Genomic DNA, 17,563 nt, shown 5'->3' with positions numbered 1-17,563 from the left:
GGAGAAAGATGGGCGATTGTCTGGCGGCTAAGTTAGGGGATAAATTAGAGCACCCATCATTGCTTGCTGATTTTATTAGTGGCGTCGTTAAAGGGGCGATTTATGCCGCCATTGGTGTGGCTGCGGTGGCAGCTACTGGTCTGACAGGCGGGGCGGCTTTAGCATTGTCGGTAGGCGTAGGTCTTGCTGCGGGATTTGTGATTGGTGATGTCATTGATAATGTCAGTGATGCCATTGGGGAGTTTTTTGGGGGGAAGAATCTTGATGGCACGATTATTGAAGGCTCCCCAAATGTCAAAATAAAAGGGATGGAAGCTGCCCGGGCAGCCGGGAAACCACCGCTGGAAAAGTTAGCCGCAGAGAATTATGCACAAGCGCAAGATGATAGTGAGCCAAAAAATCCCTACCTAAATAAGGCAGAGGAAATTGCGGAGCGCATGCTGAAAGTTGTTTCTTTTCCTTTAGTTGCAGCCAAGGCTGCCAAAAATTTAATAGCAGGTGATAATAAAGCCGAGCCTCAACCAGCCCCACCACCACCCGCAGAGGATGCCCCGCCTCCCCCTCCGCCTAAAGGGTTTTTTGCTAGTGTTGCCGATAATATATTAGCACCGACTGTTGCATCAGCGATGCCAGGAACGACACCGGCGGATATGGATAAAATCACCTGCGAAAAGTGGCATTATTTTGGTGGTGACCTTTATCTGGCGGAAGGCTCCAGATCAGTCTTTATTAATAGCCAACCGGCTTGTCGTAATGGTGACCGCAGTACTTGTGAAGCAAAAATCAGTCATAAGCAATCCGATCGATTGGTGAAGATCGGTGGTGAAAGTGTTGTTGTACGAGATATTAAAAGTGGTAAAAATCCGTTTGCAAGTTTAGCCGGGGAGATTGTAGGTGGATTATTAGTTGGTTTATTGAAAAACGGTATACGTCAATCAATAAAATGTATTGGTTGTGCGCTAGCCTCTGAAGCCCTTGGCACAGCAATTGGCTCAGTTGTCGGTGGAGTTGTTGGTGAGGCTGTTAATCGAGCGACTTCAAGCCAACATCCGGTTCATTTTACGACGGGAGCCAAGCTTCTTGCGGGAGCGGAAGACTGTGATTTTGAGTTAGCGGGACGAATACCGTTATTCTGGCAACGTTTATATCACAGTCGTAATCATCGCAGTGGTGTGTTAGGCGTGGGTTGGACATTACCCTTTGAGATAACACTCCGTATAGAGCCAAACCCTCAAGATGCAGAGCTTGATAATATTATCTATACTGACTATTCTGGTCGGGAGTTAGGATTAGGTCATCTTGAATTAGGGCAATATGCTTTTTATGTTGATGAAGGTTTTCGGTTATATCGTAGCTTGCAAAATATCTTTATGCTGGAGACGACGGAGGGTGATTATTTTATTTTTGAGGCCGACCCTCATCAACCAAACCATTTACGTCTGTATAAGAAGCAAGACCGCCATGAAAACAGTTTAAGTTACGTTTATGATGCACAAGGGTGTTTAACGCATATTCATGATGATAATCATGATATGTGCATTCGACTAAGTTATCAGGCACCGGAACACACGCAGGTCACTGCCCCACTATCGACACAAGACAAAGTCACCTATCGATTACACGCTGTTTACCAACAAAGCACTGAAAACAAAGAGCATGAGCGATTACTGGTTCGTTATGTTTATAACGATGCCGAGCAGTTAATCGCTGTTTATGATGCACAAGATTATTGCTTACGAACGTTTTGTTATGATGAACAAAGTGGACTGATGAGTGCACACCGTTATGCTAGCGGGTTAACCTCACATTATCGTTGGCAACGGCAATCGGTGCCTGACCATGATGGTGGCGTTCGTTGGACTGTATCAGAGCAATGGTTAACCGACGAAAGTGACCAGACCGATACAGATACAGATAAAATAAATAATGCACGACAAGAGTATTGTCGTTTTGAATACGATTTAGCTGCCCAAACATTGATTTTACATCAGGAAGGGTTGGGAATATCTTACCGGCAGTGGGATGAGTTGGGTCAAATTACCGCGTTTACTGATGTCGATGGCAGTCACTGGCAATTTACTTGGAATGATAAATCAGCGCTGACTGGCATCACAGATGCTGAAGGGGGACAATACCACTTTAGTTATGATGAGTACGGTAACTTAGAGGTAGTGGTTAATCCGTTGGGTGAAGAAACGGGTACCTCATGGGATACTGATTTTTTTGTTCCATTAAATCGTCGTTATCCTAATGGAGCATATGTTAGTTATGAGTACAATGACACCGGTGACCTGATTACGTTTACCGACCCGAAAGGAGGGAAAACGTGTTACCGTTACAATGAATGGGGCGACCCTATTGAAGAAGTGGATGCACTGGGTAATCATACTTACTATGACTATACAGCAAGTGGTCAGCTTAAGCGATTTGTTGACTGCTCGGGTTACAGCCATTATTGGTATTATGATGAATGGGGACGCACGAGATTAGAGCAAAATGCACAAGGTGAGAATACGCATTACCACTATTCAGTGGCCAATCGACTTACCATGATTGAGCGGGTGGATGGTAGTTGTCAACAGTACATTTATAATCAAGCTGGCTTAGTGAAAGCGGTACACGATTTTGATGGCACGGTGACTAGGTATCATTATAACGGACGCGGACAGTTACAAGAAAGATTATCGCCTGACAATAAACGCCTTCGCTACCATTATGACGGATTTGGGCGTTTGGTGGCACTGTACAATGAGAAGGATGAAGCATACCGTTTTAGTTATGATATCAATCATCAGTTAATCAGTTCAACTGACTTAACCGGACAACGTAAATGTTATGATTATGACCGATTAGGACGGGTAATTCGCCAATATCATTATCCACACAATCTGCATTTTGAGTCTGAATACCATCAAGAATCACACCTTAATCCAATTATCTATGATTACCAGTATGACAGTATAGGACGACTAACTCGTCGTCGTAGTCCAGATTATGTCACTGAATATCACTATCAACCGAACCAGACCACGCTAACACGCAGTGAATTATACGATTGGGCTACTGCACAATTGGCGGGGCAAACGGTCAGTGCCGATAAACAGCAGACCTTAAGCTTCACCACTGACGAATTAGGATTACTCATTGCAGAACAAAATCATGAAGGTTTACACCAATACAGCTATGATGCATTAGGTAATGTAATCAATCACACTTTACCGGATGGTAATCAGTTAGGATACCTGTATTATGGCTCGGGTCATTTAAGTCAATTGAACTTTAAGACGCCGACAGCCATGTATGATATTGCAGAGTATGAGCGAGACCGGTTACATCGTGAGATTAGTCGTCGACAAGGTAAACTGACCCAGCTCATCACGTTTGATGCTTTGGGGCAAATGACCAGTAAACGCACGGCATTTAATGATTTAGGTAGTCATGCATTACCGCTAATAGACAAACGCTTTGACTATGACAAAGTGGGAAATTTAATACAACAAGTTAACGGTTACGGTAACTATCCGGCACAGACGCTAGATAGCAGAGCCCGTTACAGTCAACGTTATGAGTATGATGCAGCACAACAGGTGGTGATGCAGCGTGAATATACAAACCAGCAGCATTTTGTGTATGACCCGGCAGGTAATTTATTCAATGAGCAAGGTGATGTGTGCCGGGCGAATCAGTTGCGACAATACAATGGTTACCACTACGATTATGATGGTTTTGGTCGACTGATTAAACGGCAACGACCAGCTGAAAACATCACGCAGTGGTTCAGTTATAACCATGAACATCAACTTATAGAAGCGAGGGTTGAGAGTTTACAACATCGCTCAATCACCCGATACCAATATGATGCGCTGAGTCGACGAATTAATAAGACAACGGAGCATTACGATAAATATAGTCAGCGATATACCACAACAGGCACCGATTTTAGTTGGCAGGGAATGCGGTTAAGTGGTGAAGCCAATGAGCAACAACAAATTCGCTATCTTTATAACGGACAAGATTATGAGCCAATTGCTAGGGTGATAAGTGACCGTCACCCTAAGACATCAGATGTTGACTACCAGATTGAGTATTTTCATACGTTAGCTAACAGCTTACCGACGGAGCTAACCAATGAGGAAGGTGAAATAATTTGGTTAGGGGAATATACGTTATTTGGGCAATTGAAACACCAACGCAATCGAGACCGGTGGTATAATCCGGATAAGACAGAGCAAAACTTGCGTTTTGCGGGGCAATATTATGACCAAGAAACGGGTTTACATTACAACACATTGCGTTATTATGACCCCAACTGCGGACGATTTACCCAACAAGACCCGATAGGTCTGGCGGGCGGGATTAATCTATACCAATATGCGCCTAATACACTCTCTTGGATTGACCCGTGGGGATTGAAGTGTAGCCCAGAGCAATTAGCCAAAAATAGGAGTAATGGAAAAAAAGCTGAAGATTATATTTACTGGAAACAATTACAGGATCCTGATGTTGAAGTTTTAGGTCGTCAAGTTTATGTAAAAGTAGAAGGAGAAGGTCCAGGTGGAAGGTATATTGATATTCTTACTCAAAATAAGAAAACAGGAGAATTAACAGCTATCGAGGTTAAATATAATGGCGCTATGAGATCACCGTCTCAAATAGCAAAGGATAAAGGAATGCAAAATGGAAAAGGCATATTTGGGAAAAATGCGCCACCAGATAAAAATGGAATTTCACTTGGAAGCACAAAAATAGAGAGTATCACCGTTAAAGAAATAAAAGTATCACCAAAGGAATTAGCAAAATGGTTAAGACAACAAAAGATGAAGTTATAGGTGGAAGGTATATTGATATTCTTATTCAAAATAAGAAAACAGGAGAATTAACAGCTATCAAGGATAAATATAATGGCGCTATGAGATCACCACCTTAAGAAGCAAAGGATATAGGAATGGAAAAAGGGAAAGGTATATTTGGGAAAATGCGCCACCAGATAAAAATGGAACTTTACTTGGTGGTAAAAAAATAGAGAGTATCACCGTTAAAGTAATAAAATTATCATCAGAGGAATTATCAGAATGGTTAAGATAACAAGAGATGAAGTTATATTAGATATAGCTAAAGTAATTGGTCCTTTGTTTGAACAAAAAGGTTTTGTGCAAAAGAAAAACATATTTGAATTTCATGATAGTAACACTAACAATATATATCAATATGAAATACTTCTTTCGAAAAGGAAGGGCTATTTTTCACTACATTTACGCCTAAAATTATTGAATAAACCATTTATGAAAGAAGTGAATAAAGTAGCTAAAAAAGTATGGTTAGATGAGGATTTTATTCGTCTAGATGGCCGTAGTGATGAAATGATAAAATACGCAATGAAGATAAGACTTAGCGATTATAATTTAGGAATGGTAACTGATTGGCGTAATTTCAAAGAGGAAAAAGAACCTTTGTCTGACTTTAATGATCGATTTTCTATTTGGTTTTCTGTTTTTGATGATATCAATGAAATTCCTAATTGGAAAGCGCAACTAGTGCAAAGTGTTTTATTTACTGAAAAATGGGTTTCGGATATTCAATCTAATCCGGAACAATGGATAATTGACCATACAATATACCAAGCTTTGTACCTTTTGAAAAAACAAAACCGAATTATTGAGTTAAATGAAAAATATAATTATTCTTTAACACTATATAAATCTAATAATGAGCTTATTTTCTTTTATAAGTATTTAACTGCCTCATGAAAATTAAGCTAAAAATGGAATAGTTTCCAGATGATAAATTATCAAAGTACTTTATGATTAACTTTCACTTTTTAAACTGGTGTTAGCGCAAATATTGTAACCCTATTGAAGAAGTGGATGCACTGGATAGCCACACTTATCAGTCGCTAATCTTCTCACCATGATTGAGCGGGTGGATGGTAGTTGTCAACAGTACATTTATAATCAAGCTGGCTTAGTGAAAGCGGTACACGATTTTGATGGCACGGTGACTAGGTATCATCATAACGGACGTGGACAGTTACAAGAAAGATTATCCCCTGACAATAAACGCCTTCGCTACCACTATGACGGATTTGGGCGTTTGGTGGCACTGTACAATGAGAAGGATGAAGCATACCGTTTTAGTTATGATATCAATCATCAGTTAATCAGTTCAACTGACTTAACGGGACAACGTAAATGTTATGATTATGACCGATTAGGACGGGTAATTCGCCAATATCATTATCCACACAATCTGCCTTTTGAGTCTGAATACCATCAGGAATCACACCTTAATCCAATTATCTATGATTACCAGTATGACAGTATAGGACGACTAACTCGCCGTCGTAGTCCAGATTATGTCACTGAATATCACTATCAACCGAACCAGACCACACTAACACGCAGTGAATTATACGATTGGGCTACTGCACAATTAGCGGGGCAAACGGTCAGTGCCGATAAACAACAGACCCTAAGCTTTACTACTGATGAATTAGGGTTACTCATCGCAGAACAAAATCATGAAGGTTTACACCAATACAGCTATGATGCATTAGGTAATGTAATCAATCACACTTTACCAGATGGTAATCAGTTAGGATACCTGTATTATGGCTCGGGTCACTTAAGTCAATTGAACTTTAAGACGCCGACAGCCATATATGATATTGCAGAGTATGAGCGAGACCGGTTACATCGTGAGATTAGTCGTCGACAAGGTAAACTGACCCAGCGCATCACGTTTGATGCTTTGGGACGAATGACCAATAAACGCACGGCATTTAATGATTTAGGTAGTCATGCATTACCGCTAATAGACAAACGCTTTGACTATGACAAAGTGGGAAATTTAATACAACAAGTTAACGGTTACGGTAACTATCCGGCACAGACGCTAGATAGCAGAGCCCGTTACAGTCAACGTTATGAGTATGATGCAGCACAACAGGTGGTGATGCAGCGTGAATATACAGACCAGCAGCATTTTGTATATGACCCGGCAGGTAATTTATTCAATGAGCAAGGTGACGTGTGCCGGGCGAATCAGTTGCGACAATACAATGGTTACCACTACGATTATGATGGTTTTGGTCGACTGATTAAACGGCAACGACCGGCTGAAAATATCACGCAGTGGTTCAGTTATAATCATGAACATCAACTTATAGAAGCGAGGGTTGAGAGTTTACAACACCGCTCAATCACCCGCTACCAATATGATGCGCTAGGTCGACGAATTAATAAGACGACGGAGCATTACGATAAATATAGTCAGCGGTATACCACAACAGGCACCGATTTTAGTTGGCAGGGAATGCGGTTAAGTGGTGAAGCCAATGAGCAACAACAAATTCGCTATCTTTATAATGGACAAGATTATGAGCCAATTGCCAGAGCGATAAGTGACCGTCACCCTAAGACATCAGATGTTCACTACCAGATTGAGTATTTTCATACGTTAGCTAACAGCTTACCGACGGAGCTAACTAATGAGGAAGGTGAAATAATTTGGTTAGGGGAATATACGTTATTTGGGCAATTGAAACACCAACGCAATCGAGACCGGTGGTATAGTTCAGATAAGACAGAGCAAAACTTGCGTTTTGCGGGGCAATATTATGACCAAGAAACGGGTTTACATTACAACACATTGCGTTATTATGATCCCAACTGCGGACGATTTACCCAACAAGACCCGATAGGTCTGGCAGGCGGGATTAATCTATACCAATATGCGCCTAATACACTCTCTTGGATTGACCCGTGGGGATTGAAGTGTAGCCCAGAGCAATTAGCTGATAATAGGATTAATGGGAAAAACGCTGAAAAATATATTGCAGAAAAACTAGGTAAAAAATCTAATATTCAAGTTTTGGATACTCAAGTTTATGTAAAAACTCCGGGTCTAGGTAGAGGGCGATATATTGATATTCTTGTTCAAGATTTAAATACAGGGAAAATAACAGCTATCGAGGTTAAATATAATGGTGCTACGAGATCAGCGCTTCAAAAGGCAAAAGATAAAGCAATTAAAAGGGGCAAAATTGGCGAAAATAACGTAATATTTGGCAAAAATGCGCCATATGATATATATGGAAAGACACTTGCTAATAAAGGTACAAAAGGTATCAACACTAAAGTAATAGAAGTATCACCAGAGGAATTAGCAGAATGGTTAAAATAACAAAAGATGAAGTTATATTAGATATGGCTAAAGTAATTGGGCCTTTGTTTGAAAAAAAAGGATTTGTGCAAAAGAAAAACAAATTTGAATTTCATGATAGTAACACTAACAATATATATCAATATGAAATATGTCTTTCGAAAAGGAAGGGCTATTTTTCACTACATTTACACCTAAATTTATTTAATAAACCATTTATGAAAGAAGTAAATGAAGTACTTAAAAAGGTATTATTAGATAAAGATTATGATTATCTTGAAGGTTGGGACGATAAATCAAAAAAAAGTGCAATAAAATCAAGGCTTAGCAATTTTAGATTAGGAATGTTAGCTGATTGGCGCGGTTTTAAAGAGGAAAATGAATCTTTGTCTGACTTTAGGGATCGATTTTCTATTTGGATGTGTGTCTTTGATGATATTAATGAAATCCCTAATTGGAAAGCGCAACTAGTGCAAAGTGTTTTATTTACTGAAAAATGGGTTTTGGATATTCAATCTAATCCGGAACAATGGATTATTAATAAAACATATTATCCTGCTTTATACCTTTTGAAAAAACAAAACAGAATTATCAAATTAAATGAAAAATATAGTTATTTGTTAGCGAAAAATAGCTCTGATGATGAACTTATTTTATTTTATAAATATTTAACTACCTCATAAAAACCAAGTTAAAAATGGAGTAGCTTCCAGATGATAGATTATCAAAGTACTTTGTGATTAACTTTTACTTTTTAAACCGGTGTTAGCACAAATATTATGACCACTATTGAAGAAGTGGATGCGCTGGGTAATCATATTTACTATTCGATTTGGAAAGGGTGAATTTTGGAAGAAGGCGCCAACTAAAATTGATGGCACGTCTCTTTCTACTACGAAAACAACTGGTATCATCAACAGTGAAACACAAGTACCATTATGGAAGTTATGAAAATGAATAAGACAACAAAAGATGAAGTTATATTAGATATAGCTAAAGTAATTGGGCCCTTGTTTGAACAAAAAGGATTTGTGCAAAAGAAAAATATATTTGAATTTCATGATAGTAACACTAAAAATATATATCAATATGAAATACGTCTTTCGAAAAGGAAGGGCTATTTTTCACTACATTTACTCCTAAATTTATTGAATAAACCATTTATGAAAGAAGTTAATAAAGTTCTTGAAAAAGTATGGTTAGATGAGAATTATATTCATCCAGAAAATTTCGATAAAAATTTAATAGAAAAAATAATAAAATCAAGGGTTAGTAATTTTTGCTTAAGGATGTTAACAGATTGGCGTTATTTTAAAGAGGAAAATGAATCTTTGACTGATTTTAATGATCGATTTTCTATTTGGGTTACAGCCTTTAATGATATTAATGAAATCCCTAATTGGAAAGCGCAACTAGTGCAAAGTGTTTTATTTGCAGAAAAATGGTTTTCAAATATTCAATCTAATCCAGAACAATGGATTATTGATAATACATACTATCCCGCTCTGTACCTTTTGAAAAAGCAAAACCGAATTATTGAATTGGATGAAAAATATAATTCTTTTTTAGCGAAAAATAATCCTGATGGTGATCTTATTTTATTTTATAAATATTTAACTGCCTCATAAAAAACCAAGTTAAAAATGGAGTAGTTTCCAAAGTCAGATTATAGATTATCAAAGTACATTGTGATTAACTTTTACTTTTTAAAACGGTGTTAGCGCAAATATTGTACCCCTATTGAAGAAGTGGATGCACTGGATAATCACAATGACCAACCGTCAATCGTCTCACCATGATTGAGCGGGTGGATGGTAGTTGTCAACAGTACATTTATAATCAAGCTGGCTTAGTGAAAGCAGTACACGATTTTGATGGCACGGTGACTAGGTATCATTATAACGGACGCGGACAGTTACAAGAAAGATTATCCCCTGACAATAAACGCCTTCGCTACCACTATGACGGATTTGGGCGTTTGGTGGCACTGTACAATGAGAAGGATGAAGCATACCGTTTTAGTTATGATATCAATCATCAGTTAATCAGTTCAACTGACTTAACCGGACAACGTAAATGTTATGATTATGACCGATTAGGACGGGTAATTCGCCAATATCATTATCCACACAATCTGCATTTTGAGTCTGAAAACCATCAGGAATCACACTTTAATCCAATTATCTATGATTACCAGTATGACAGTATAGGACGACTAACTCGTCGTCGTAGTCCAGATTATGTCACTGAATATCACTATCAACCGAACCAAGCCACGCTAACACGCAGTGAATTATACGATTGGGCTACTGCACAATTAGCGGGGCAAACGGTCAGTGCCGATAAACAACAGACTCTAAGCTTCACTACTGACGAATTAGGATTACTCATCGCAGAACAAAATCATGAAGGTTTACACCAATACAGCTATGATGCATTAGGTAATGTCATCAATCACACTTTACCGGATGGTAATCAGTTAGGATACCTCTATTATGGCTCGGGTCACTTAAGTCAATTGAACTTTAAGACGCCGACAGCCATGTATGATATTGCAGAGTATGAGCGAGACCGGTTACATCGTGAGATTAGTCGTCGACAAGGTAAACTGACCCAGCGCATCACGTTTGATGCTTTGGGGCAAATGACTAGTAAACGCACGGCATTTAATGATTTAGGTAGTCATGCATTACCGCTGATAGACAAACGCTTTGACTATGACAAAGTGGGGAATTTAATACAACAAGTTAACGGTTACGGTAACTATCCAGCACAAACGCTAGATAGTAGAGCTCGTTACAGTCAACGTTATGAGTATGATGCAGCGCAACAAGTGGTGATGCAGCGTGAATATACAGACCAGCAGCATTTTGTATATGACCCGGCAGGTAATTTATTCAATGAGCAAGGTGACGTATGCCGGGCGAATCAGTTGCGACAATACAATGGTTATCACTACGATTATGATGGTTTTGGTCGACTGATTAAACGGCAACGACCGGCTGAAAACATCACGCAGTGGTTCAGTTATAACCATGAACATCAACTTATAGAAGCGAGGGTTGAGAGTTTACAACACCGCTCAATCACCCGATACCAATATGATGCGCTGGGTCGACGAATTAATAAGACGACGGAGCATTATGATAAATATAGTCAGCGATATACCACAACAGGCACCGATTTTAGTTGGCAGGGAATGCGGTTAAGTGGTGAAGCCAATGAGCAACAACAAATTCGCTATTCTATAACAAACAATATTTGTAGTTATGATGCTTTACTCAAGAAACTCATGATCATTCTTATATTAATAACCTTATAAAGCAAAATATGTCTTAACCTTAATTATTAGGATTCTATTCAAAATAATTTAATTCTTAATATTCATTAATAAATAAAAATTCATTATAAATGCATAATAATTCACTTTAATGTTGAAATGATGAATAAAATCGATTATTCTAGTGTTCATTAAATAGCTAAAAATAATAAGGATAAAGATGTTAAAGGCATTAATTGTTGGAGCTAGTGGTTATGCAGGTGCCCAGCTTGCTTATTATTTAAGTAAGCATCCTCAGGTTGAAATAGCAGCATTAACAGTTTCGGGAAATAGCCTTGATGCGGGGAAATTGATTTCGGATTATGATCTATATCCTCAGCTTAAAGGGGTCGTTGATCTTCCTTTAATAGCGACGAGTGATTACTCTTCAATAATTGAGAATGTTGATATTGTGTTTTTAGCTACTGAGCATGTGGTAAGTCATGATTTAGCACCTTATTTCCTAGATAAAGGATGTATTGTCTTTGATTTGTCAGGTGCCTTCCGCGTGAATCTGGCTGATTTTTATACACAATATTATGGATTTACTCACCAATATAAACATTGGTTAGATAAAGCAGTCTATGGCTTGGCAGAATGGAATGATAATGCTATCAAAAATGCGCAATTAATTGCTGTACCTGGCTGTTATCCTACAGCAGCCCAATTACCATTAAAACCTATGATTACTGAAGGTTTATTAGATCCTGCTTATTGGCCGGTAATTAATGCAATTAGTGGTGTTAGTGGTGCCGGGCGAAAAGCGTCTTTAAAAAACCATTTTTGTGAAGTCAGCATTCATGCTTATAGTTTATTTGCACATCGTCATCAACCTGAAATCGCCTACCATTTAGATCAGCAAGTCATTTTTACTCCTCATTTGGGTAACTTTAAACGAGGTATTCATGCCACGATAACTTGTCGAGTTAAGCAAGGTGTTATTGCCGATGATATCTTGAATGCGTTAAATAAATATTATAAGAATAAACCGCTAGTTCGTATTTATCAAAAAGATTGGCCTTCTTTAAAATCAGTCGAAGGTTTGCCATATTGTGATATTGGTTTTGTACTCAAGGACGATCATTTAATTATGATTTCAGTTGAGGATAATTTATTAAAAGGAGCTGCGGCTCAAGCGATGCAGTGCATGAATATTCGTTTTGGATTTAATGAAACGACGTCATTGATTTAACATAAGGTGTAAATTATGAATCCCTTGGTCATAAAATTAGGTGGTGTCATACTTGATAATAAGCAAGCTTTAGAAGATTTATTTGCTGTAATAAGTACCTATAAGGCGCAACAACATCGACCATTAATTATTGTTCATGGTGGTGGGTGTTTAGTCGATGACTTGATGAATAGGTTAGCCTTACCCGTTGTACGTCGTAATGGTTTAAGAGTTACACCGAGCGATCAAATTGATGTCATTGTGGGTGCATTATCCGGTAGTGCAAATAAAGCATTACTTGCTCAGGCATATAAACATCATTTACTAGGTATTGGAATATCTTTAGCTGATGGTAACAGTGTGACAGTAAAACAGTTATCACCTGAATTAGGTTGCGTTGGCGATGCCACAGCGGGTGATCCTACGTTACTTAATTTATTACTTTCACAAGAATATTTACCAATTATTAGCTCAATTGGCATTACAGCTGAAGGGCATTTAATGAATGTTAATGCTGATCATGCAGCTGTAGCGATCGCCAAAACGGTAAATGCTGATTTAGTATTGCTTGCGGATGTTGACGGTGTTTTAGATGAAAATAATCAACGTATAGATGTATTAACGTATGAACAAGCTAATAAGTTAATTGATCAAGGTGTAATTCGAGGTGGAATGGTCGTTAAAGTGCAATCAGTATTTGAGGCTGCAACAATGTTAGGTAAACCTATTCACATTACCAGTTGGAAAGAAAGTAATCAATTAATTGATTTATTTAATGGTAAATCAATTGGTACAACACTTAAAGTTTAAATGTGCTGTCATAGAGTATTTAAACATTAGTACTTTTTAAGTTTAGATATAAAGGAAGTAACATCTGAGCGGTAAGCTTGGTCAAATAAGTGAAATTTCAATGCGATTTTACATAACTAAATAAGATCGCCAAGTGCATATAAATTCATAAAGGGTATAACATGAAACAAAGTGGAATTAAAAAAGTTGTTTTAGCTTATTCAGGTGGTTTAGATACATCAGCTATTATCCCATGGTTAAAAGAAAATTATTCAGGTTGCGAGGTATATGCTTTTGTAGCTAACGTTGGTCAAGATCAAAATGAATTAATTGATGTAGAGAAAAAAGCCAAAGCATCAGGTGCGGTGGCTTGTCGAGTTGTTGATTTGCGTGAAGAATTTGTTAAAGATTATGTTTATCCGGTGCTTAAAACAGGTGCGCTTTATGAGGGAACTTATTATCTTGGGACCTCTATGGCTAGACCGATCATTGCAAAAGCACAAGTTGAATATGCTTTAGAAGTCGGTGCAGATGCGCTATGTCATGGTGCGACGGGTAAAGGTAATGATCAAGTCCGTTTTGAAACAACGTATACGGCATTAGCTCCGCAATTAAAAGTTATAGCACCATGGCGGGAATGGAACTTGCGTTCACGCGAAGCGCTTATTGATTATTTAAAACAACGAAATATTCCAACGACAGCAACGGTTGAAAAAATTTATAGCCGTGATGAAAATGCATGGCATATTTCAACAGAAGGTGGCGTATTAGAAAGTACTTGGAATCAAGCAAATGCTGATTGTTGGGCTTGGACAGTGGCGCCAGAAGATGCACCTGATGAAGCCGAACTCGTTACAATTGGCATTGACAAGGGAGAGGTAATTTCAGTTAATGGTAAAGTATTATCACCATATCATTGTGTTGCTGAACTAAATAAAATTGGTGCTAAGCATGGTGTAGGGCGTGTAGATATTATCGAAAATCGTTTAGTTGGTATTAAATCACGTGGTTGCTATGAAACACCAGGTGGGACAATTATAATGACGGCATTACGTGGGCTTGAACAATTAGTATTAGATCGTGATAGCTTTAAGTGGCGTGAACAACTTGGATTAGAAATGTCTTACGTCGTGTATGATGGTCGTTGGTTTGCACCATTCCGCCGTTCTATACAAGCTGCAGCTGAAGTATTGGCAGAAAATATGAATGGTGAAGTTGTTGTTAAGTTATATAAAGGTAATGCAACAGCGATTCAAAAGAAATCACCATATAGTCTATACAATGAAGAATTTGCGACATTTGGTGAAGATGAAGTTTATGATCATAGTCATGCTGGTGGATTTATCCGTTTGTTCTCGCTTTCTTCACGTATCAGAGCATTAAATGAAGCAAATAAAAATAAGTAAAGTCAGTTATAATTACCGTATGTAATGAGAAGCTATTTATGATATGGGGCGATGCTAACATCGCCTTTAGCGTTAATAAATGAATAATTTATTTTTTGTCATAATTGAGTATATTTATTATTAAAAAAAGTAATAGAACTTTACGGCGATGTTTATGCAATTATTCGCTATTTCACATTGGTCGCAATGATAATTAAAAAATAATTTAATCAGCTTAATTGAGGGAACTATGGCATTATGGGGTGGGCGTTTTAGCCAAGCAGCGGATGATCGTTTTAGACATTTTAATGATTCATTAGGGTCTGATTATCGCTTAGTTGAACACGATATTATTGGCTCAATAGCGTGGTCAAAAGCATTGAAAACGGTTGGTATATTAACTATCGATGAACAACAAAAGATTGAAACGGCTTTACAAGCATTGCGTATTGCGGTTAAGGATGATCCTAAACAGATTTTAAATAGTAATGCAGAAGATATTCATAGCTGGGTAGAGCAACAATTGATTGAAATAGTCGGCGATTTAGGTAAAAAATTGCATACGGGACGTAGCCGTAATGATCAAGTTGCTACGGATTTAAAACTCTGGTGCGTTGATGAGATAGTATTATTAATCGAAAGCATTAATCAACTGCGTAGCCAATTAGTTAATACAGCCGACAAATACCAAAATTCTGTCATGCCTGGTTTTACTCATTTACAACGTGCACAACCTATCACTTTTGCACATTGGTGTTTAGCTTATTTTGAGATGTTAACCCGTGATGTCAATCGTTTAAATGATACATTAACCCGTTTAAACGTATGCCCATTGGGATCTGGCGCATTAGCTGGCACCGCTTATCCGATAGATCGCGATAAATTGGCTCATGATTTAGGTTTTGCTAAAGCAACCAATAATAGCTTAGACTCGGTATCTGATCGTGATCATGTGATTGAGTTATTAAGTAATGCCGCCATAGGAATGAATCATTTGTCACGTTTTGCCGAGGATTTGATTATTTTTAATAGTGGTGAAGCGAATTTTGTTGAATTATCTGATCGTGTTACTTCCGGCTCATCATTGATGCCACAGAAGAAAAATCCCGATGCGTTGGAATTGATTCGAGGTAAATCTGGTCGAGTTTGTGGTGCATTAACGGCTGTATTAATGACTTTTAAAGGGTTACCGTTAGCATATAATAAAGATATGCAAGAAGATAAAGAACAACTATTTGATGCACTTGATACATGGCACGATTGTTTAGAAATGGCGGTATTGGTTTTAGAAGATATTAAAATTAATAATGAACGGTGTTTAGAAGCAGCTAAACAAGGCTATGCTAATGCAACAGAGTTAGCCGATTATTTAGTTGCGAAAGGTGTCCCTTTTAGGGAAGCTCATCATATTGTTGGTGAAGCAGTGGTAGGTGCAATAGCTAAACAAAAAGCGTTGGAGGAAATGACATTGGAAGAATTAAAACAATTTAGTTCTGTTATAGAAGATGATGTTTATTCTATATTATCAATTGAATCATGTTTAGCTAAACGTTGTGCGAAAGGTGGTGTATCTCCATTACAAATTACAAAAGCGATTAAAAAAGCTAAAAATTGTTTAATTGGGATATTAAATTAATTGAATGGTAAAAACAAAAAAAATATAATAAAATCATGTATTAACGGTTAGTTTTTGATAAAAAATTAGTTATTATGAGAAACAATTATAATGATGAAGCTATTAAAAACAGTTATACTCTATAGAATGTGTTTTTATTTTATTTTACCAACCAATTATTGGGGGCATTCATGAATATTCGTGATTTAGAATATTTTGTGGCATTAGCTGAATTTCGTCATTTCCGTAAAGCAGCAGACGCTTGTAATGTAAGTCAACCGACATTAAGTGGCCAGATAAGAAAGCTGGAAGATGAACTTGGTGTAATGTTGCTTGAAAGAACAAGTAGAAAAGTGTTGTTTACACAAACGGGGTTAATGCTAGTTGATCAAGCTCGTGAAGTGCTTCGCAATGTCCAAATCTTTAAAGAAATGGCAAGTAAACAGGGGGAGGAGATGTCCGGACCAATGCATATTGGGTTAATTCCAACATTGGCACCTTATTTACTTCCTCACATCATTACATTGTTACATGATTCGTATCCTTCTTTAGAGTTATACTTACATGAGGCACAAACTCATGTTTTAGTTTCACAGTTAGAACAAGGAAAATTAGATTGCGCTATTTTAGCTCAAGTAAAAGAGTCATCTCCATTTATTGAACTTCCTTTATTTGATGAGCCGATGATGTTAGCCGTTCCTGTTGATAATCCACTTGCGAAACAAAAAGTTGTTAAACTATCTAATTTACGTGGTGAAAAATTCTTGATGTTAGAGGATGGGCATTGTCTACGTGAACAAACAATGGGCTATTGTTTCCAAGCTGGAATTGAAGAAGATAAGCGTTTTAAAGCTACAAGCCTTGAAACCTTACGCAGTATGATTTCTGCAGGTCGTGGTATAACCTTATTTCCAGAATTAGCTGCTCCAAATGAACGTATTCGAGATAACATCTGTTATGTTCCTTGTATTGATCCTATTCCTGCTCGTGCAATTGAACTTATCTATCGTCCTGGTTCGCCATTACGTAGTCGTTATGAACAAATTGCTAAAAAGATTCGCTCCCATATGCCAGAAGTTCTAAAAGCTAAGGAAAATGTGTTAAATCTAAATGCATGATCTCTA

At 37.7% G+C, this 17,563-nt stretch carries 12 protein-coding genes and 1 pseudogene; all 13 read left to right on the top strand.

The window, feature by feature from the left end:
- Window positions 1–8: 8 nt before the first annotated feature.
- The 13 genes and pseudogenes from FPB0191_RS08600 (at window position 9) to oxyR (ending at window position 17,557) form a co-directional block, all read left to right on the top strand.
- A complete protein-coding gene (locus tag FPB0191_RS08600; protein WP_052236895.1) occupies window positions 9–4,829 on the top strand; it encodes an RHS repeat-associated core domain-containing protein in 4,821 nt (1,606 codons plus the stop codon).
- Window positions 4,799–4,927: a hypothetical protein gene (locus tag FPB0191_RS12440; RefSeq protein WP_272866961.1), complete on the top strand. Its 129-nt coding sequence runs from the start codon at window positions 4,799–4,801 to the stop codon at window positions 4,925–4,927. Before FPB0191_RS08600 ends, FPB0191_RS12440 begins: the two co-directional genes overlap by 31 nt.
- Window positions 4,928–5,072: 145 nt before the next feature.
- The gene (locus FPB0191_RS08595; protein WP_052236894.1) at window positions 5,073–5,747 is read left to right on the top strand and encodes a hypothetical protein; all 675 of its coding nucleotides are present in this window, start codon (window positions 5,073–5,075) and stop codon (window positions 5,745–5,747) included.
- 160 nt (window positions 5,748–5,907) lie between these two features.
- Window positions 5,908–7,776: pseudogene (locus FPB0191_RS08590) on the top strand (RHS repeat-associated core domain-containing protein); the annotation flags it as partial.
- A 392-nt stretch (window positions 7,777–8,168) separates the two neighbouring features.
- Complete coding sequence (locus FPB0191_RS08585) at window positions 8,169–8,843, top strand: hypothetical protein (protein WP_052236893.1); 675 nt, start codon at window positions 8,169–8,171, stop codon at window positions 8,841–8,843.
- 118 nt (window positions 8,844–8,961) lie between these two features.
- A complete protein-coding gene (locus FPB0191_RS12205; protein ID WP_162485172.1) occupies window positions 8,962–9,111 on the top strand; it encodes a hypothetical protein in 150 nt (49 codons plus the stop codon).
- Window positions 9,112–9,113: 2 nt separating this feature from the next.
- Window positions 9,114–9,788: a hypothetical protein gene (locus FPB0191_RS08580; RefSeq protein WP_039106955.1), complete on the top strand. Its 675-nt coding sequence runs from the start codon at window positions 9,114–9,116 to the stop codon at window positions 9,786–9,788.
- A gap of 167 nt (window positions 9,789–9,955) precedes the next feature.
- Entirely contained in the window at window positions 9,956–11,482 is a 1,527-nt protein-coding gene (locus tag FPB0191_RS08575; protein WP_039105354.1) for an RHS repeat domain-containing protein, read from the top strand.
- 178 nt (window positions 11,483–11,660) lie between these two features.
- Window positions 11,661–12,671, top strand: a complete 1,011-nt coding sequence (argC, locus tag FPB0191_RS08570; protein WP_039105352.1) for an N-acetyl-gamma-glutamyl-phosphate reductase — start codon at window positions 11,661–11,663, stop codon at window positions 12,669–12,671.
- Window positions 12,672–12,686: 15 nt separating this feature from the next.
- Window positions 12,687–13,460, top strand: a complete 774-nt coding sequence (gene argB / locus FPB0191_RS08565; RefSeq protein ID WP_039105350.1) for an acetylglutamate kinase — start codon at window positions 12,687–12,689, stop codon at window positions 13,458–13,460.
- A gap of 161 nt (window positions 13,461–13,621) precedes the next feature.
- The gene (locus FPB0191_RS08560) at window positions 13,622–14,845 is read left to right on the top strand and encodes an argininosuccinate synthase (protein WP_039105349.1); all 1,224 of its coding nucleotides are present in this window, start codon (window positions 13,622–13,624) and stop codon (window positions 14,843–14,845) included.
- 229 nt (window positions 14,846–15,074) lie between these two features.
- Window positions 15,075–16,460 (top strand): argininosuccinate lyase, encoded by a 1,386-nt coding sequence (argH, locus tag FPB0191_RS08555; RefSeq protein ID WP_039105347.1) that lies wholly within the window; start codon window positions 15,075–15,077, stop codon window positions 16,458–16,460.
- Between the two features lie 170 nt (window positions 16,461–16,630).
- Complete coding sequence (gene oxyR, locus FPB0191_RS08550; RefSeq protein ID WP_039105345.1) at window positions 16,631–17,557, top strand: DNA-binding transcriptional regulator OxyR; 927 nt, start codon at window positions 16,631–16,633, stop codon at window positions 17,555–17,557.
- Window positions 17,558–17,563 lie beyond the last annotated feature (6 nt).

Origin of the sequence: Frischella perrara (assembly GCF_000807275.1) — a bacterium.
Taxonomy (GTDB): Bacteria; Pseudomonadota; Gammaproteobacteria; order Enterobacterales; family Orbaceae; genus Frischella; species Frischella perrara.
Note: the sequence above shows the minus strand (reverse complement) of the source record. Positions and strands in the feature narration are given on the sequence as shown.